The organism is Bifidobacterium biavatii DSM 23969, assembly GCF_000741165.1.
In the GTDB taxonomy this organism is placed as follows: Bacteria; Actinomycetota; Actinomycetes; order Actinomycetales; family Bifidobacteriaceae; genus Bifidobacterium; species Bifidobacterium biavatii.
Window position 1 is genome coordinate 79,233 of the sequence record NZ_JGYN01000030.1, and the last position, 19,810, is coordinate 99,042.

At 59.1% G+C, this 19,810-nt stretch carries 13 protein-coding genes; 3 read left to right on the top strand and 10 right to left on the bottom strand.

The genetic code is table 11. The annotated features are described in order from the left end of the window. Positions 1 to 11: 11 nt before the first annotated feature. From BBIA_RS09905 to BBIA_RS14960, 6 genes are all read right to left on the bottom strand, one after another. On the bottom strand, positions 12 to 1,175 hold the full coding sequence (locus BBIA_RS09905) for a glycosyltransferase (protein ID WP_051923964.1): 1,164 nt from the start codon (positions 1,173 to 1,175) through the stop codon (positions 12 to 14). Between the two features lie 136 nt (positions 1,176 to 1,311). Then, on the bottom strand, positions 1,312 to 2,340 hold the full coding sequence (locus BBIA_RS09910) for a glycosyltransferase family 2 protein (RefSeq protein WP_081892264.1): 1,029 nt from the start codon (positions 2,338 to 2,340) through the stop codon (positions 1,312 to 1,314). Between the two features lie 83 nt (positions 2,341 to 2,423). Further along, a complete protein-coding gene (locus BBIA_RS09915; RefSeq protein ID WP_160268254.1) occupies positions 2,424 to 5,003 on the bottom strand; it encodes a YfhO family protein in 2,580 nt (859 codons plus the stop codon). A gap of 8 nt (positions 5,004 to 5,011) precedes the next feature. Continuing rightward, positions 5,012 to 6,469 carry a lipopolysaccharide biosynthesis protein gene (locus tag BBIA_RS09920; RefSeq protein WP_033494481.1) on the bottom strand — a complete coding sequence of 486 codons (1,458 nt, stop codon included), beginning with the start codon at positions 6,467 to 6,469 and terminating at the stop codon, positions 5,012 to 5,014. Positions 6,470 to 6,633: 164 nt separating this feature from the next. Next, a complete protein-coding gene (locus tag BBIA_RS09925) occupies positions 6,634 to 7,878 on the bottom strand; it encodes a nucleotide sugar dehydrogenase (protein WP_033494509.1) in 1,245 nt (414 codons plus the stop codon). Between the two features lie 184 nt (positions 7,879 to 8,062). Next, positions 8,063 to 9,625, bottom strand: a complete 1,563-nt coding sequence (locus tag BBIA_RS14960; protein ID WP_238548491.1) for a hypothetical protein — start codon at positions 9,623 to 9,625, stop codon at positions 8,063 to 8,065. Between the two features lie 170 nt (positions 9,626 to 9,795). On the opposite strand from BBIA_RS14960, the gene BBIA_RS14610 reads away from it, so the two are divergent. Beyond that, positions 9,796 to 10,512: a hypothetical protein gene (locus BBIA_RS14610; protein WP_193786504.1), complete on the top strand. Its 717-nt coding sequence runs from the start codon at positions 9,796 to 9,798 to the stop codon at positions 10,510 to 10,512. A gap of 621 nt (positions 10,513 to 11,133) precedes the next feature. After that, complete coding sequence (locus BBIA_RS09945; protein ID WP_033494482.1) at positions 11,134 to 13,287, top strand: InlB B-repeat-containing protein; 2,154 nt, start codon at positions 11,134 to 11,136, stop codon at positions 13,285 to 13,287. Positions 13,288 to 13,410: 123 nt separating this feature from the next. Here BBIA_RS09945 and BBIA_RS09950 read toward each other — a convergent pair whose 3' ends face one another. Beyond that, entirely contained in the window at positions 13,411 to 15,489 is a 2,079-nt protein-coding gene (locus BBIA_RS09950; RefSeq protein ID WP_033494483.1) for an InlB B-repeat-containing protein, read from the bottom strand. A 316-nt stretch (positions 15,490 to 15,805) separates the two neighbouring features. Here BBIA_RS09950 and BBIA_RS09955 point away from each other — a divergent pair, with 316 nt between their 5' ends. Next, on the top strand, positions 15,806 to 16,102 hold the full coding sequence (locus BBIA_RS09955; protein WP_152600581.1) for a hypothetical protein: 297 nt from the start codon (positions 15,806 to 15,808) through the stop codon (positions 16,100 to 16,102). Between the two features lie 1,082 nt (positions 16,103 to 17,184). Here the strand turns inward: BBIA_RS09955 and BBIA_RS09960 are convergent. From BBIA_RS09960 to BBIA_RS13485, 3 genes are all read right to left on the bottom strand, one after another. Beyond that, positions 17,185 to 17,637, bottom strand: a complete 453-nt coding sequence (locus BBIA_RS09960) for a GNAT family N-acetyltransferase (RefSeq protein ID WP_338010488.1) — start codon at positions 17,635 to 17,637, stop codon at positions 17,185 to 17,187. Between the two features lie 20 nt (positions 17,638 to 17,657). Beyond that, entirely contained in the window at positions 17,658 to 17,936 is a 279-nt protein-coding gene (locus tag BBIA_RS09965) for a type II toxin-antitoxin system TacA family antitoxin (RefSeq protein WP_033494513.1), read from the bottom strand. A gap of 159 nt (positions 17,937 to 18,095) precedes the next feature. Then, complete coding sequence (locus BBIA_RS13485) at positions 18,096 to 19,727, bottom strand: hypothetical protein (protein WP_051923965.1); 1,632 nt, start codon at positions 19,725 to 19,727, stop codon at positions 18,096 to 18,098. Positions 19,728 to 19,810 lie beyond the last annotated feature (83 nt).

Here is a 19,810-nt window from a genome sequence, read left to right on the forward strand (position 1 = left end):
TGTGCTGTCAGTTACCGGGTATGCGCGCGTACCCATTCGGCCAGCGGACGGGTGATCTTGTCGTCGGTGAACGATCCGGCCGCCGTGACGGCCGCTGCTTGAGCGGCGCGTAACGCGGCAGGATCGGCCAGCAGCCGTTCGATCGCGTCGGCCAGTGCTGTCGCGTCGCCGGGCTTGACGTACACGACGCCGTCGCCGAGCATGCGCCGCTGCGGCGCAGTGTCGCTGGTGATCACCGCGCAACCGGCGGCCATCGACTGGTACACCTTGTTCGGCACGACGTGCAGGCCCTTGGGCGTGGTGGAGAAAATGCCGAGCGAAATCGCGTGCGAGGCCACCAGTGCCGGCAGCTCCTCTGGCTCAACCCACTCGCGGAACTCCACATTGTCGAGCCCGTCGGCGATGCGGCGCACTTCGACGTAATCCTGTCCCTTGCCAATGAGCGTGAACTTGGACGTGATTCCACGCGAGGCCAATTCCTTCGCGGCCTGCGCGATGACCGGCACGCCCTGCAGCGGCGTGTACAGTCCGTAGAACACCACGTCGTTGGTGCGTGGTTTACGCTGTGCTGCGGCGGGATCTGCCTCGGCGGTCTGTCCGGCTGCGATTGCCGACGACGTGGCCTGGTTGGATTCGGCGATCGCCGTGTTGCCGTCGATCGTAGACGTTGCGCCGTTTTGCGCAGCTCCCGCCGCATACCACTCATCCGGCGCACCTACGGGCACGACCATGGTCTCGTCCCCCGGCTGGCACATGGCCTGATGCTCCTGCGTGTCAAGCAGCGTGAGCGTGGCCGCGTCGATCGCCATGCGGTCGAGCCGGCGCAGCAGCTTGACCTTGAGACCTTGCGCGCCACGGTCCTTGGCCGTGTCGCCGGCGAAGATGAGATGGTCGAGGATGATCGGCACACCCTTGAACACGTGATGCGCGAGCAGCACGTCGAAATGGCCCATGTAGCCGACGAGCACTGCGTCCGGACGCCCGTTGCGCTTCATCCACGCGCGCGCGTCGCGGCGCAGGCCGCGCCACAGGCCGAGCAGGTTCCATGCGAAGCTGAACAGCTTCCACGGCTTTTTGAGAATCTCCACGCGCTGCGCGGTCGAAAGCATGAGCGGACGATTGATCTCCTCCACCACACACCCGTTCTTGCGCAGCCCGTCGATCAGAATCCCCACCCGAGGGTGTTTCCTCACATTAAATGTCCCAAACGCCACCACTCGCGGCTCCGCCGCCTTGGCCCCCTCGGCTGAGGGGGCTCCCGGCGTAGCCGGGTGGGGGAGTGTCACACCCGCGACCTTATCCACAGAGCTATCAGCCACGAACTTCTCCACCGTCGATCCCCGTCGGCGCCCCGTCATACCCGCCGAACTCGTCCTGCTTGCCCCAAATCCGCTGATACGGCTCGCAGTACTGAATCTCCTTCACGCGCTCCAGCTGGTCCTCGACGAGCCTCCGCTGAATCCTCTGCACCTCCGAAATGATCTGCAGTGCAATGCAGAACGCGGCCAGCAGAATCAGCGCCACGCCTGCCAACATCGACTGCAGATGCCCCGCGGAATGCCCCTGGAAGAAGAACACCAGATACCGTACGAACGGAATAAGCCCCAGCACGCCGAACACGATCGCCGCCCACTTGAAAATCACGTTCGACTTGAACATGAGGAAGCTGCGGATGATCGCGCCGCCCGACTTGGCCATGTGCTCGAAAATGTTCGAGAACAGGCGCGATTCGCGCGTCTTCGCGTTCGTGGTGATCGGAATGCTGGTGATCGGCACACGCTTGTTGCCGGCCTGGATGATGGTTTCCATGCAGTAGCTGAATTCGGTGACGATGTTCAGCTGGATGAGCGCCTTCTTCGAGTAGGCGCGGAAGCCGCTGGCCGCGTCCGGAATGTGCGTGCCGGCGGCCTTGTTCACGACCCACGAGCCGAAGTGCTGCATGAGCTTCTTGAACGCGGAGAATTCGGCGATTTTGCTCGTCTGACGGTCGCCGACGACGATTTCAGCCTCGTGCCGCACGATCGGCTGCACGAGATCGGCGATGTACCGGCTCGGATACTGGTTGTCGCCGTCCGTGTTGACGACGATGTCCGCGCCGTGCTTGAGCGCGTAGTCGGCGCCGTCGCGGAACGCGCGCGCGAGGCCCATCGGCTTGGCATGATGCACGAAATGCTTCACGCCGTACGATTTGGCGACCTCGACGGTCTTGTCGGAGCAGCCGTCGTCGATGACCAGCCACTCGACGTCGTCGATGCCGGGAATGCTGGTGGGGAGTTCCTTGAGCACGAGCGGGAGCGTCTGCTCCTCGTTCAGGCACGGGATCTGGATGAAAAGACGCATAAGAAATCAGGCCCTGTCCGCTATAGGATATTTCGACTAGTCAGACACCTTATGGTAATAGCCGAGGCGAACATCGCGCCGGATCACCGCCTGCGCGGCTTGCGCTTCTTTTTGGACTTTCCGCCCGTCATGCCGTCCCGTTGGCTGCCACCCGGCGCATTTGCCGCCGGTCTGTTCGCCGTCTTGCCGACGGCAGCGGCCTGTTTCTGGGCCATCGCGCGTTCTCCTGCGGCCTGCGCCTCCGCAACGCGCTGTTTGTACAGGCGCAGCGCGGCATCCATCGTTCCATCCGCGACTGCGATCTCCCGTTCGCGACGTTCGACGCGCATCGCACCGATTCGCGCAAGCCGGGCGATCGAATCGAAGAACGCGCCCAGAACCAGCAGGGCGAGCGTTGCGGCCGCCGCATACGTCGAGTAGCGCAGCATGTCGTTCAGCTGCTTCGGCTCGTACCGCAGTTCGACGTGATGCGTACCGGCCGGCACTTCGACCGCGCGGAACAGATAGTTGCCCTTGTACACGTCGGTTTTCTCGCCGTCGACGTATGCGGCCCAGTTGCCGTCGTTGTATTCGTTGACCAGCACGTACCGGGCTTCGTTCACGGTTGCGGTGAACGATACCGTTCCGTTCCGGTCGTTGACGATATCGGAGACCGTCTCGTTATCGGCGAGAGGCTGCTGCGATGCCAGCAGCTGTCTGGGATGACTGTGTTTCTTGCTGAAATGAACGGTGGTCTGTTCAAACTCCGACGTCATGTTTTCGAGCAGCTGCTTGTCGTTCGAGAACATGACGGCGGAATCGGTGAGCTGGATCTGGTCGACGTGATCGACGATTTCCTTGGTGGACATGCCGTCGTCATGCGCCGTGGGCGTTCCGAACGACTCCATCTGGTCGATATCGTTGGTGTTGCCGACGATGTATTTCACGCCCAGATAACTGAGCAGATGATCGTTGGCGAATGCGAGGAACTGCGGTCGCGTCGGCGACGCACTGAACGCATGCTGGTTGAGACGTTCGAAATACGCTTTGATGTCGGCGTTCGTGTACACGAATCCGTGGCCGGTGATGTTGCGCACGCCGTAATACATGTTGGTGAGCGAGAAGAAATCCATGCCGCCCAGCGTCACGATTTTCTCCTGATGCTTCGTATTGCGCTGCAGATATCGTATCGTCGAGCTTGCGGCCGGCACGGTCGCCGCGTTCTTTTCGATCATCGGCAGATACGTCGACGCGAACGATCCCATGTCGTACGCGGATCCGCAGATCAGCGCCAGCGCGCACACGCCGGAAATCATGCCGGTCAGGATACGCGGGCCGCCGACCGGCAGCAACAGCAGCACGGCCACGAACATCAGCGCGACGATTCCCGCTATTACGGCATGGTTGTCGTCCGCAACGTCGCCATTGACGATGCGCGCGTACGACTGGTACGTCACGACGATCGCGCACAATATCACCGCGCCGGCGATCCACGTGCGGATCCTGCTCGCGAGCGTTATTTTGCATCGTGTGAAAACGTCGTCAATGTTGATTCCGGCAAGCACGGCAAGCGCAAAATCAAGCAGAATAATGATGCGCACCTTCAGCGACGTATTGACGAACGGCAGCAGCGCGAACACCGGGTCAAACACGTTCGTGAATATCAGCAGCACCAGCACGACAATCGAACCGGCGAAGAATCCGACGCGCTTCTTACGGCGAAAATTCACCACGGTCAGCGGCAGGCTGACGATCGGCAGAATGCCGACGTACAGCGACTGCTCCTGTACCGACTCGTCCGCCTTGTGCAGATAGGGAAACAGCAGGCTGCGCAGGTCATCCCAACTGGCCGTATGCGACGCCTGCCCGGTACGTGACGCGGCGTATCCGTTGGAGCCGATCGAATTCATGAGCGAACCCGTATACGGCAGCGACAATGCCGCACCCAACGCGACCGCAACCGCAAAACCGCACACGAATACGATCAGCCGATACGACGGTTCGGCCCAGTAATCCCTGACTCCACAAAACAGCATGTACGCGCCGGACAAATACAGAAAATACGCCGCATACGTAGGCATTCCAGCGGCCAACATCAAGCCGAGCACTAGTGCGTATCCGGCCCAATACCGCAGCGAAAAACGCTTCAGCGCCTTGTCCATGAACAGGAACAGCAGCGGCGCGTACATGCTCACTTCGGAATGCGGCCAGCCATGCCACATGGTCATCGAAGCGCACAACGCGTACGATACGCCGGAAATGAACGCTCCGCGCCACGTGCAGCCGATCTGCCGGACGAACAGGTACATCGAGCCGAAGGCGATCAGCACCTTGGCTGCGGAAATAAGCTGCTGCGCGGTATCCAACGGCAGCATGTACAGCCAGTTGAGCAACGACATGTATTCGCTCATCGACTGCGGCGCGCCAAGACCAAAATTCGGCAGCCATGCGGTGAACGTCAGCGGCTGAAACGTCTGCGAGGCGATCGGCAAAACATTATCGGCTATGTCGTTCAGCCGCGGTCCGCTGGTCTTCACCCCGGACGAGGAAAACGGCAGGCTTAAATAGTTGGCGTTGGTGAACGACAGTTTCCAATCGCCGAATATCACGGCGTTGTACAGCACGCACAACAGTACGACAAGGCCCGTCAGACACGCGCAAGCCGGCAGCAACCACCGCGTCAACCACTTCTTCATCGAGAAGAACTGTATACCGAGGAGCCGAAATGCTTCAGATCAGCAAGCGGCACGATGCGCAGCAGCGGCAGGCACACCAGGTACGCGGCGAAGATCGCCACGTACGCGAGCGCGAGTAGCAGCAGATTGTCGATCGTGACGAAATGGAACAGCACGCCGCACGCGACGGCCAACGCCGCGTTGAGAGCAAGTGTCTTCCACGCACGCGCGGTGAGCGGTTCGCCGGCCTTGGCACGCACTCGGGCGAACGAGACGAGCATCGCCGTGCCGGTGCAGGCGGCGCTGGCCACGGCGATATGCGTGATGCCGCCGTATTTCGCGGACACGATGAACAGCGGGATTGTCACGACGAGCGAGACGATCGACAGTGCGTCGGAGAATCGGCTGGAACCGAACGAGTTGAGCACCATGTTGAGCATTACGGTAATGCCCATGAAGAAGTTCGAGAACGTCAGGCAGCTCAGCGCGACGGCCGCGACCGTGAACGGCTGGCTGTAGAACGAGGAGAGCAGCGAACGGCTGGACGCGGCGATGATCACGGAGATCGGCAGGATCACCATGAACGCGATGAGCAGGAACTGCTGCATGCGTTCGACCGCTTCGCCGCGCTTGCCTTCTCCAATGAGCTTGGCGACGACCGGCAGGATGATCGTGGAGAACGCTTGCAGCAGATAGTACGTGATTTTGCCGAAGTTCATCGCGCCCGTGTAATAGCCGGCCATTGCGGCCGGTTCGACCACGGCCTTGACGACGAGCGTGTCCATGCTCAGCACGAGCGACACCATGATGAAGAAGAACGAGAAGCTCAGCGTGTGCTTGGCGATGTCGCCGAACGGGATGCGTTCGGGCCGGCGTTCGTTGAGCGGCGCATGGTTTGCGGCGAGCAGGATGCAGCCGAGCACGATGGTGAGCGCGACGGCGAGCAGGAAGCCGACTTCTACGCCGAGCACCGGATCGTCGCGGAAAACGAAGATGATGAGCGGGATCACGCCGAGTTTGGCGATCGGATAGAACGTGCTGAGCAGTGCGCTGATGCCGAAGCGCTGCAAACCGTCGTTGACGCCGAGCAGGATGACCTGCAGGCCGTTGACGATGACGAGGAAGCCAGCGACCTTGAAGTAGAAGTCGAGCGACGGATCGTTGAGCACGAGGCCGAACAGCGGCGCGCCGAAGAAGTCGATGCTGAAGAACACCGCGATGACGAGCAGCTGGAACAGCGTGGTTTTGGCGATCACGTCGCGCACGTCGTACTTGCGGCGTGAGATCTGGCTGGCGAGCGACTGGCGTGCGCCGTTCGAAACGAACATGTACTCGAAGTCCAGCACGGTGATGATCGTGCCGACAATGCCGTACGACGCGGCCGGCATCGTGTTGCCGAGGAAGAAATGAAGCGCGTACCCGCTGACGAAAAACATGATGTTGCTGATCAGATTCAGTACCAGTCCGCGCTTCATATTTGTTGTTATTCCCCTCGTTGCGCTTCCAGCCCCCTCGCCTCCGCCCCTTGGCCCCCTCGGGTGAGGGGGCTGTCAGCGAAGCTGACTGGGGGAGCGTCAGAAGGGACACGTCTCTGTGCCTGCAGCGCAACCGGAGTCCAGTTGCGCTGACATGTGAAATCTCAGTCCCTGCGGAACAAATCGCGCGTGAACACCTTCTCGCCCGCGTCCGCGAGATCGTCGTTCCACCGGTTGGCGACGATCACGTCGGCCTCCTGCTTGAACGCCGTCAGATCATGCGTGACCTTGGAACCGAAGAAGTCCGGCTTGTCCAGCGTGGGCTCGTAGACCACCACGGTCACACCCTTCGCCTTGATGCGCTTCATCACGCCCTGGATCGCAGACTGGCGGAAATTATCCGAACCACTCTTCATGGTCAGACGGTAAATACCCACCACCGGATGCTCCTTGCCAGCCACGCGCTCGAGAATCTCGTCAGCAATGAAATCCTTGCGCGTACGGTTCGCGTCCACGATCGCACCGATCAGATTCTGCGGCACCTGATCATAGTTCGCCAACAGCTGCTTGGTATCCTTCGGCAAGCAGTAGCCGCCGTACCCGAAGCTCGGATTGTTGTAATCGTTGCGAATACGCGGATCCAAGCACACGCCGTCGATAATCGCCTTCGTATTCAAATCACGAGACTCAGCGTACGTATCCAACTCGTTGAAATACGCCACACGCAACGCCAGATACGTGTTCGCGAACAACTTGATCGCCTCGGCCTCCGTCAAACCCACGACCAGCTGCGGAATACCGTGCGAACCATCCGGATTCACGCGATCCTTCTCCGCCGGATCCGCACCATGCGCCAGCAGATCAGCGAACACGTGCGCGGCCTCGACCGCGGCCGGATCATCCTGCGGCGCGCCCACCACGATGCGCGACGGATGCAGATTGTCGTACAAAGCATGACCCTCGCGCAGAAACTCCGGGGAGAACAGGATACGGTCATCATGGAAACGCTCGCGAATCTGCGCGGTATACCCCACCGGAATCGTCGACTTGATCACGATCCACGCGTGCGGCGCATGCTCGCGCACCGCCTCGATCGCCGCCTCTACGCTCGACGTATCGAAATAATTCTTCTTCGGATCATAATTCGTCGGCGTCGCAACCACCGCGTAATCCGCATCCGTGTACGCCTGAGCCGCATCCAACGTCGCCTGGAAATTCAACGGGCGACGGCCATCCGCGTTCTCATCCAGAAAATCCGTGATCTCACGATCCACGATCGGGCTCTTCGCGTGATTCAGCAGCTCGACCTTCTCCGGAACAATATCCAACGCGTGCACCTCATTGTGCTGCGACAACAGCAGCGCAACCGACAAACCGACATAACCGGTGCCGGCAACAGCAATCTTCATGTTCATCCTACTTTCCGCATTGCCGTGAATGATCATCCTTGAGCCATCCTAGTGGGCGGACGGCATTTTCAATGTCGACCAACACGCGACAGCAACGTACGAAAAAGGGTGCGATCCGATGTCGTTTCGGATCGCACCCTGTTCTCACATGGGCAACGTCAGCAGCAACGTTGGAAACAAGCCGTTACTTCAGGCTCTTCCAGGCGATGCCTTCCTGACGCCAGCCGGCCTTGCCGACCTGATCGTACTCACCCTTGCTGGTCGTGTACACGTGCTCGCCGCTGTTCGGATTGTACAGACGGTACACGTTCGTGCTGGCGGACGAATCCACGTACCAAGCGATGCCTTCATCGCGCCAGCCGATCTTGACGAGCTGGTCGTGCTCGCCCTTGTTCATCGTCCAGTTGTGGTTGCCGTCGTTCGGATTGTACTCGCGATACACGGGCTTGAGGTTCTTGTTCGCAGCCTCCTTGGCCGCCGCCGTGAACGAAGTGCCTTCGTCGCGCCAACCGAGCTTGACCAGATTGTCGCGCTCGCCCTTGCTGGTCGTGTAGTGATGCAGACCGGAGTTGCGGTTGTACACGCGGTACACGGCCACCGGCTTCACGGCCGGAACCGGCTTCTTCTTCACGGTCACGTCGGTCCAGCCCTGAATCGCGCCCTTCTCGTCCACAAGGCTGATCTTGTGATCGCCGGAATAGCTGTCCGGAATGTACGCTTCGAAGTAGTACTTGCCGGCGGAATCCTTCTCGATGGACGCGTACGGAGAGCCGTCCGGACCGGTCAGGCGAACCGGGTTGCTGTAGATGTAGGAGTACCAGAAGCAGCTTTCGCCCTTTTCGACCTTCGCCGCGCATTCCTTGGTGAGATTGTTGACGTAGACGCGTGCGACGCTGCCGGCATTCACCGTCTTGTCGGACGTCTGCAGACTGCCCTTGTTAGCGTCGGTCAGATCAGTCGACGGCTTGGTTGCAGGTTCGGCGGTGGTGGTGAAGTCTGGAACCTGCTTGGCGGCGTACGCGAACGGCACGTAATCGCCGTTCTTCAGCTCGATGCGGAAGCCGGCGTAGAGCTGGCTGAAGTTCACGTTCGAGGAATGCCCGCCCTGATTGTAGACCTTGAGCGTCTGGTTCCACAGGTTTCCGTAGAACGGGGCCAGACCGGACTGGGAGAGGTTGCGGTTGCCGTACGTGGTGTTCGGATTCAGGCCGATCAGCGTCAGGTTGAACGTGCCGCTCTCCTTATTGCCCCACGTGTCGTCGTCAAAGTAATAGAAACGAGTGAAACCCTGATACGTGGCCTTGCCGACCACCTTGGTGGCGACGTCCACGATGGCCTGGTCCTTGTGAAGTCCGTAGATCTGGTTATAGGTGGACTGGGTCAGATCGTTGTCCGAGACGCCGGAGCACGCCACGTCGTAAGGACCCCACGCGTAGCCCAGCGTCGGCTTGGCGGTGGTCGTGATCTCAGTGATGCGCTGCACGTCGGCCACGAAGCAGATGTTCTTGATCTGCGGCAGCAGCGACTTGTCGATCTTGTAGTCGATCGCCACGTTCGCCGTGTGAGCGCCGACATCCGACACTGTGATCTTGCTGACGGACGTTTTGTCGCCGATCACATTGCCCGTTGTCTGCGGCAGAATGGCGGTGCTTGAATCAGACTGGCCGTCTGCGTACGCCGTGCCGACGCCGCCGAACAGCGTGCAAGCCGCAACAACTACCGCGGCGAGCTTCCCCAGATTCTTCATGTTTCCTCCTTCATCGGAAGCATGTGAGACGGATTTCCGAATCACGCTTCAAAAAATACCCCCGTATTGAGACGAAAACACTCAGGGTTTTACAAGGTGAAATCGAGACAAAATCAAGGTAAAATCAAGGTGATTTGCAAGGTTTGACTGGAGAGGCAAAGGAGTTTTCTATGTCTGCGAATCGTATCGTACGCAAGATGACCGCCGCCGTGGCTGCGGTGCTGGGCATCATCGCCATGACGTTCGTTCCGGCGAGCGCGTTCGCCGCGGATTCCGGCGGAACGGTCGACATGTACCGCATGTACAACCCGAACAGCGGCGAGCATTTCTACACCGGCAACGGCGCGGAACGCGACCAGCTCAAGCGCGCTGGCTGGCGTTACGAGGGCGTTGGCTGGGTTGCTCCGGCGCATTCCAGCTCACCGGTGTACCGCCTGTACAATCCGAACGCCAGCGATCATCATTACACGCGCAACTCCGCAGAGCGCGATCAGCTGGTACGCTCCGGCTGGCGCTATGAAGGTATCGGCTGGTATTCGTCCGATACCAACCGCAGCTTTACCATCTATCGTCAGTACAATCCGCGCGCCACGTCCGGCTCGCACAACTACACGTTGAACAAGGCCGAGGAAGTCAATCTGGTGCGTGCCGGCTGGCGTGCCGAAGGCGTAGCCTGGTACGGCGTCGGCGGGGCGAAGCCCGCTCCGGCCGAACCGAGCACACCGTCTACTCCGTCCACACCGAGCACGCTTCCCGGTCGTCAGGTCACGCCGGGCGCTTTCTGCAAGAAGGCCGAAGCCGGCCAGCGTGGCACTGCATACGGCAAGATCTATGAATGCTCTTACCATAGCGGCAACAAGATCCCGCACTGGTATCCGGTCAACTGATATCCGCTGATTTCCCCTTATGCGGCGTCATTGGCGTTCACTGTTCAGGACCCGTCGGCATTCGCCGGCGGGTCCTGCTGTTTGTTCGCAGATCCAATCCGCGGCTTGCCGACATGTCGTTGGCTGACTACACGGTGAGATTTGGGTTCGTTGCGCGAGCGGTCTTGTGCGTATCTCGAATCCGATTCTGGTACTGTACGACATTTTTGATACTGCGGTACGATTTCTGGCGGTTATGCGGGGACAACAAAAGACGCTATCTTCACTCAACAAGCGAGGCATGTAGTCGCCGAGAATGATCGCATTTGATACCAAACCACAATGCCACTACTAATATGCAAACGTGTGCCGCCGCTCTACGGGCGTGCAATGCGGCCGTAATGAACAGCTCTTTCCGACGGGACAACGAATCCCGTTTCGACTCGAGAAGAACCAGACCACGGCATGCCAGTTCGATCAGAGAAACCCCCGGCTACAACTCCTATTTCCGCGATCGTGTCCGATCGTGTCCGGAAGAGCATCCAAACCCTGCCCGCTCAAGCGCCACCCGTTGCACGGCAACGGTTCTCGTGCCCTAACACCGACCGGTGTTTCCTGTCCCTAAAAGAAAGGTTCCTGAAGATGACAGGAAATGCTAAGGTTTGGCGCGCGCCGCTCGCTGGCCTCGCTTCCGTCGCGATGATCGCGACCATGGGCGTGACCGCGTTCACGGCTACGGCCGCTGACGTGACGTTCACGTTCAACGTGGACGGCACGAATCTGAAGTTTGACAAGGACAAGGCTCCTGCCAATGTGACCGTGAAGAGCGAGAAGCAGGTTACTGTCAAGGATCTGGACGGTAACGGCATCATCTCCGAGGCTGAGACTACTGCTGTGGACTCTGCCCTTTCCTATGACTCCGCGACTTTCAAGTTCACTGGCTGGTACGACTCGAACAACAACGCCGTGGCTGCGGTTGGTGGCAATGAATCTGCTGTTCGTACTGGCGATTCGAAGGCGACTACGGTTGATGCTCATTATGGTCGTGGCAATGATTACTATATCGTTGCTTTCCAGTACGGTGCGGATACTGTTGCCAAGGAATCTTACTGGTATGTCCTTAAGGGCGACAAGCTTGCTCAGTGGCAGGTCCCGTCTGAGGGCAACACCGGTGATGGCCAGATCCTGACCTCTTGGAAGGGTGATGACAATTCCACGGTTGATCCGACTTCGGATCTGTCGGATCTCCGGCTGAATGATACCAACTGGGTGAATCTGCATGCGCAGTACGCGGATTCCGCTGCTGTGACCTTCTCGACCACTGATTTCTGGAAGGAAGGCCGTACCATCAAGGTCAACGGCGAGAACGCCTCCAAGACCGTTGAGGTCGTGAAGGGTGCGAAGTTCGGCCAGACTGTTCCGTCCGCTACATTCGAGAAGGGCGGCAAAAAGTGGGTTGCTGCCGGTTTCGCCACCGAGGCTGAGGCCAAGAAGGCCGCTGATAAGCGTACCTTGTTCTCCAAAGATACCGTCGTTAATACCGATACCGTACTGTACGCTGTCACTCCTTCCGAGTACTTCACTGTCACGTTCGATCTGAACGGCGGCGAAGGTGAAGCTCCGAAGGCTCAGGACGTGCTCAAGGATGGTACTGCTACCAAGCCGGCCGACCCGACCAAGAAGGCTTCTGCGACTAACAAGTACGCGTTCACTGGTTGGACGACCGACGCCGCCGGTAAGAAGGCGTTCAACTTCTCCTCGAAGATCACCGATGACATCATTCTGTACGCTCAGTACAAGGTTTCCGAGGTCAAGGTCACGTTCGATCCGAACTACGGCAAGGAGCCGGTTGTTGAGAAGTGGTTCAAGGATGGCGACGAGTTCGCTTTCCCGACCGTGAATCGTGATGGTTACGTTCTTTCGTGGGGCGATAACACTGCTAATCTTGACGGCAAGAAGCTGAGCATTGAGCAGCACGTTGATCAAGACACTGGCGAACTGATTGGCAAACTGACCTATCTTGTTTCCGCTGGTGAAGGCACTGATACCGACTATATCCTGCCCTCGTATGTCGCGGAATGGACCGCCGCGGATGCTGAGACACTGACCAAGCTCGAAGGCAAGGTCTCGACCAAGCTCGACAAGGATCAGGATTGGTATACCGCTGCTTCCTACAAGCAGTACAAGGCTGATTTCGAAAGCTATCTTGCTAAGAAGGCCGAGTTTGAAAAGTCTGGTTCTGGCTATACCGTCAAGGAATACGCCGAGCTGATCAAGCTGCTTGCTGATGCTCAGGCGAAGCTCGTGGAAACCGGCAATGTGGCTCTGTACCGCGTGTACAACCCGAACAACGGAGACCACTACTTCACCACCAACCGGAAGGAAGCCACTCGTCTCGTCCAGCTTGGCTGGAAGGCCGAGGGTGCCCCGTACAAGGTCGCCAAGGCTCGTTCCAACAGCGTCTACACCGGTACCGATGAGAAGGGGAACCCGATTTATACCAAGGTTTCCGCTAACTTTGGTACTGCGGTGTGGAGCGTGTACAACCCGAACACCGGCGAGCACCTGCTGACGTTCGAGTCCGAGGCCAACGGTCTGGCCAAGGCTGGTTGGACCAAGGAGGACATCAAGTTCTACACTTCGCAGAACGGCAATGCTCCTGTGGTTCGTGTGTACAACCCGAACACGAATGGTCCGGCCCACCTGTACACCAAGGCTTCCGAGGCTCGTGGCCTCGCCAAGCTTGGCTGGAAGATCGACAACAGCGGCAAGGCCGTGTTCACCCTCACCAAGTGAGACTGAACCAGTCGTTGATCTGATCTAAACACAAAGAAGGTCATTCACTCCATCAGGAGTGGATGACCTTCTTTGCTATATCAGGGGCAGCGGTATGAGATCAAAACCCATATCGTCTTAAGCTCACTTGGCAGCGACCTTGAGGGCCGAAGCCTTCTCGAGCTTCCAGCCGAGCTTGACGAGGCTGCTGGCCTCGCCCTTGCTCGCGGTGTAGTAGTGCGAGCCAGCGTCACGCGCGTTCGGGTTGAACAGACGGTTCAGCGTGGTGGTCGCATTCTGCGGAGCGTAGAAGAACGGAACCGGGTTACCCTGCTTCCAACCAGTCGGCAGCTGGACAGAGTCCTTATACGCCGGAGCATCGTAGGTCCAACCGGCAGCCACAGCAGCGTCTGCCTCAGCCTTCTGAGCGAACAGGTGCTCGCCGGAGACCGGGTTGTAGATACGGTAGATAGCCGTCGCGTACGGAGCCTTCTTCAGCGTGGCCTTGAAGGACACACCCTCAGCACGCCAACCGAGGTTGGCGAGCATCGCGTACTCGGACTGGACGGTCGTGTACAGGTGGTCGGAGTTGTTCTTGTTGTACAGGACGTACACCTTATCGGAAGCCTTCTGCACGAGCTTCTTCTGAGCAGCCTTCAGATCCTTGGCAGCCTGGTTGTAATCGAAGTCACCGTCACCTTCACCGTCGGTAGCGGCGTTGTATGCATCCGTGTACTCAACCAGAGACTGACGAGTGTAGTTGGCCTTGTTCGCCTCATCAACCTCAGCGTCACCACTGTTGATGAGAACGGCGTTCTTCGCATCGTAGTAGGCGCTGCGCTCGGTGCGCTGCCACACGGCAAAGAAGGAAGCCTTGTTATCGGTGACCTTCAGCTCGGTAACCTTCACCGGGAAGAAGTCATCGAAAGCATCCTTAGACACAACAGCCTTGGTGCCGTTGGCCTTGGTGTACTCCCAGCCCTTAAACACGTAGCCAGCACGGGTCGGGGTCTTCGGCTGAGCAAGCCAACCGTTCGCCTTGACCGTCTGGGTCTCAGCAGCCGGAGCGTTGTCGTAGTACGGGTCGAAGGACACAGTCACGTCCTTGGCGACAGCATCCCACTTCGCATACAGGGTGACGTCGGTCTTGACGGAGGCGTCAAGGTTAGCCTTCTGGTTCTTCTTGAACTCGTTGCTCGTGTAGAAGCCGCCGAACGTGTTGTCGCCGGTGCTCTTCGGCTCAGAGAAACGCTTCGAGCTATTGACGGTCGTACCGTCCTTGACCAGCAGGGTCTTGTCGCTGGTCGTGGTCTTCTTGCCGTCATAGTTCACGAAGGTCACCACGTGGGCAAACGTCGTGCTCGCGGTAGCGGTGAACGTCAGATCGCCCTTGCCGTTCTCAATGCCCTTGTTGGAATCGTAAGCAGCGCCATTCGCGTACTTGCCGGTCCAAGTCGGCAGGAAACCACCGTCGTTGCCGTTTCCGTAGTAGTAGCCTTCCGGAGCGGCGACCTTAGTGCCGCTGGCGGCACGGTACTCGGTCTTCGTATCAGCGAAGCTGTCCTTCAGCAGGCTGGTGGTATCGTACTTGACCTTGGCGGAGTTGGTCAGCTGGGTCAGCTGCAGGTACGCGGTATCGCCGCCCTTCAGGTTCTTCACGTCGGTCTTGGAACCACCGTTAGCAGCGGTGTACCACTCGTACTGGTTAGCATCGAGCGGGTTGGAATCCGCAGGAACCTGCCACTCGGCGAGCACATCACCGGAAGCAACCGGCACCACGATCTCGTTGACCGCAGCAGACGGGGTCTTGGAACCATCAAGATTGACGACCGACACCTTGTCGAGGGAAGCGCCAGCCGGCTTGAACGTGACCTTGCCACCGTTCACGTTAGTGGTCCAGTGAGCGGTCAGGGTCTTGCCAGCCAGGGTCTCGTCGTTCGGAGAGACAGCGGTCTTGGAGCCGTCCTCATACCAGCCAGTGAACGTGTAACCTTCACGGGTCGGCAGCTCGTTGTTCAGATTCTCGATCTTCGCAGTCGAATCGTTGCTGTCGGTAATCGTCTTGGACGTCTTGCCATCCGCGAACGAGCCGGCACCAGTGTTCAGGGTGACCTCGGCCGCAGCAGCGGAAGCGCTGAACGCGGTCACGCCCATGGTCGCGATCATCGCGACGGAAGCGAGGCCAGCGAGCGGCGCGCGCCAAACCTTAGCATTTCCTGTCATCTTCAGGAACCTTTCTTTTAGGGACATCGGGTTTTCTTATGGAGACTTTCTCCATCCCGACTGGGTTCATTTTTACCTCTACCCCTAGGACATTGTCAACCCGGGGGCATGGTGCATATCAGCTCCGCATTTTCTACGTTGCCGGTATGCCCTTTCAAGATCGTCAACTTACAGGTACGCCTGTACAGGCGCGCAACGCCTGATATTCCGCCACTTGCGTGACCTATGCCGATGTCCCTAACGGCACTGTTCACCCTAGGGGCGGTTTCTGGGGATAAGCTTGCGGGGACCTTCCGAATGCTGGAAGATTACCTGTTTGTTACGCTTTGATGGGTTCGCTATAAGAACAGTCTATATATTCGGCGTGTCGTATTCGCGTGACGATGCATCGGTCGGCGTGCCCGTCAATCCGCCGATATCGGACCGTTTGCCGATCGTCCATCTGGCGGTCCATCAGACGATCACCGACAAGGAAGCCGTCATCGGCGGCGCTTATCTTCGACGCAACCAACGCGATGCAACGCCGATCACCGCGAACCAACATGGATCAGCGTTAAATCGTCGCCGTCAGCACCGTGCACCGGACGCAACACGCCGAAAGCGTAACTCCTGAAAAAAGTCTGGCAATACCTTTATAGTCCGTTTTAGGCGTGGAATTTGTGTGCGAGCACGGATTATGCACCTACACATAGCGCATGACCTAACTGCGCTGTGTTTTTTCGGGACATCGCGGTGTCGGGAACCCCCACAGGTACGCACAGTATCTGTGGGGGTTCCCGACATTTCAGGGTCGTAATACCGTATCCATCGTGTGAACGACCAGAATTGCAGATGGATGACCCATCCGGGTCGTGTGAACCCGGACGGGCTGAGTGTGCCGTTATTCGGCTCTTCATATTTTGGCGTGTATGAGTTCTGCGTTCCGGGGGCGGTCCGAAGTATCTGAATCGCGCTTTGCGCGATGCTGTGCTTGTTGGCGGCTGCGCCGCGACGCTCCCCCAGTCAGCCTGCGGCTGACAGCGTCCTGCAATTATGGACTCGCTTCGCGAGCGTTATTGCTGGCTCGCTATCGCTCGCTCCTCGCCTAAAAACAGTCCACTGGACTGTTTTCTTCACGGCTCGGCCTAGCCGGGGCCGAGGCTCCGCCAGCATCACAAGCGTTGAACACATGCGGGCGCGACGGCCGGGCCGCCGCTGGAAACACGGCATCGCGCGCGAGCACGATACCGATTTCCATCGCGCGGCAGCGCGATGCCGGGATTGCGCTACCGCGCAATCCCACGACAACACTGCATCACGCGACAACGTGATTCCGACACCACCAGAGGACGCCTACACGCAGCAACAATACGAAAACCCCGTAATGTACCATTTCCACCCACACCACGTCCGACGGGCACGGTGAATCAGTGTCATCCAAGACCGAGTGTGGGCATAGACGGATCATTATCCACAACAGGAAACCAGTTCAAAGACCGAACCCGTGCCAAGCGTGGGTGGAAGCGGATCATTTGATCTGATAATCGTGGGCATATCCGGTTCATTACGAGGAGCGTGGGCATAGACGGCTCATTAAACACGGTCATAAGCCACGCACATATACCGTCCATGCACACACCCTCAGCTACGCACCATCAGCCAACGGCCTTTACACACCAAAACGCGAAGAACCCTAAAACTTCGTAGGAATAAGTGCTAGGCCAGTTTGAAGAACATCCTGTCACTTCCCGGAACATGCTGGAACCCGTTCTTCTCGTAGAATCGTGTCGCGGCATCATCCACCGGATCCACCATCAACGCACGTGCGCCGATGTCGCGACTCACATTGAGCGCCCGGACCACGGCATCATGCAGTAATTTACGTCCAAGCCCCTTGCCTTGGAAACGATGATCCACGCCGAGCATACCCAGCAGGATCGCAGGTATCTGTTCCGGGGTGTTTCTGCGCAGCCAACCGCCGGCGACCGCGGCATGTTCCACGGCATACGCGCTCAACAAATAGAATCCCGCAAGATCGCCGGTCTCGCCAAAAGTTACGTAGACGGCTGCAGTCCCCTGCTTTTCCGCCGTTCTGGCACGTGTTTCCAGCCATTCGTCAATGAGCACAATGCCGCAGTCAAAACCGTCAAGCCGATCGTTCGGATCCAATCGGCGAGGTGCCGTAAATCTCACAGCCATTCAGGTTCCAGCTCGATCAGGTCTTTAGCGGACTTCGGCATAGGCTTGTCGAGAGCCTGCAAAAACTCGTCGAACGACTTGGACGGCAATGTCATCACCGTTTCTTCCTGAATGTCTCGACGCGCATCGGCAACAAGATGATTGATAGCCCATTGCGTGATCGAAGAGCCCTTGAGCGCGGCAGCCATGTCAATGGCCTTACGCTGCTCGGGCGTAAGCCGCATATTGAGGCGCGACGTCCGCGCCTGGTCTGTAGTAACCGTCGCCATGACACCAATGTACATCATTTTGACGTACAAAACAAACAATGTACGACTACCACGTCAATGCCATACCACGCACAACGACAAGGCCGCCGGCACCCGTTCGGTACCAGCGGCCCATGTCATGCGGCGCGGTTCATGCCGCGATTCCCGTCAAAACCGGGATCACAGTCCCTTCCACGCCACGCTTTCCTGATTCCAGCCGATCTTGCCGAGCTGGACGTATTCGCCGTAGCTGTTGGTGTACATGTGCTCGCCCGTGTGGCGGTTGTACAGGCGGTACACGTTCACGGTGCCGCGGTCGGAGGCGTACCATGCGATGCCCTCATTGCGCCAGCCGAGCTTGACGAGATGGTTGCGCTCGGCCGCGTTGAGCGTCCACAGGTGCTGTCCGTTGTTCGGGTTGTACACGCGGTACACGGCCTGGCCACTGCGCGCGGACTTGGCAGCGTTGAACACTTCGCCCTCGTAGTTCCAGCCAATGCGGTCGAGATAGTCACTTTCGGCCTTGTTGGCGGTGTAGTGGTGCAGGCCGCTGTGCGGATTGTACAGGCGGTACACCGGAGCCTTGAGGAACGGCTCGGCGAGCGCGTCGTATTCGTCGAGCAGCGACACGTACTGGTCCACGGTGAACGAGGCTGTGTAGCTCACACCGGCGTTCTGCACACCGGATGCGCCGAAGCCGCGCCATCCCTGCGTGGAACGGTATCCTTCGCTGGACTTGTCGTTCACGGCGAACGCGAAGCTGGCATTGCCGCCGGAGATGAGGTTCAGATAGTGGCCGGCGCCCTGGCCCTTGCCACCGTTGACGGACGAGGCCGAGTCGGTCCACCACAGTTCGGGGTACTTGGAGGCGAGCGTGCCGAGGTTGCCGGCCTTGATGCTCGCGTTGACTTCGTTCTGCGTGGCTTCGTCCTGCTTGGCCATCCACGAGTCGAAATACGATTCCTCGCTCATCCACGCGTCCCACACTTTGTCGCCAGTGTAGCCCCAGCCGAGGTTTTCGCTGCCGGCCACGGACTTGCACGAGTGCGTGCCCGTCTGCGATGCGACGTTGGTGCAGTACTGCGCGATGGCGAGGCCGACGATGTTCACGGTCGCGTCGTCGAGTCCGTACTGTGCGCGGATGTCGTTGAACTTGTGCATCTGCTTGGCCGCGGTGATCGTGTTGTCGAGGCTCGTCGCGTCCTTGTCCTGGCCGAGCTTGGTCTGCGCGATGATGTTGCCGTCGATGCCGAATCCGCTGGTCGCGGCGGAGTCGGCTGCGGTGAGCAGCTGATACGCGGCTTGGGCCGCGTTCTTCTGTTCGGCGGTGATGCGGGTATCGGTGCTGCCCGCGATCCACTTGAAGAAGCCGGCGGATCCCTGCGCGACCTGCGCGGCGGTCACGTCGTTGGTTGCGGGCGTATCGGTGTCGCCGTTGTCGCCGTCGGTCGCGTCGCCGCTGTTGCTGCCGTCGCCGGATTCGCTGTTGTCAGTATTATCGCCGTCGCCGTTATCGCCGTCGCCGCTGTTGTCGCCGGAGTCCGTGCCGTTGTCCGTGTCGCCGGTCGACGTATCGCCGGTCGTACCGTCGCCCGCATCACCGGACGTGTCGCCGGTCGTATCGGACGAATCGTTGTCCTGCGGCTGGTCGTCGATGACGGCCGGCTGGTTGCCGGTGACCGTATCGTCGGTACCGTCGGCGAGCGCCGGCACACTGCCGGCCATCATCATCGACAGTACCGCGGCGGCCGCGGCCAAGCTCGCGCCGACCTTGCCGGCTTTCGCGAAACGCTGCTTGTCGTCACGCTTCATCGCACATCACGCATCCTCTCATTACGCGCAATATCTTCCACCCCCGTATTCTAGCGGCGGGGCGTGCCGGCGCAACAAAAATA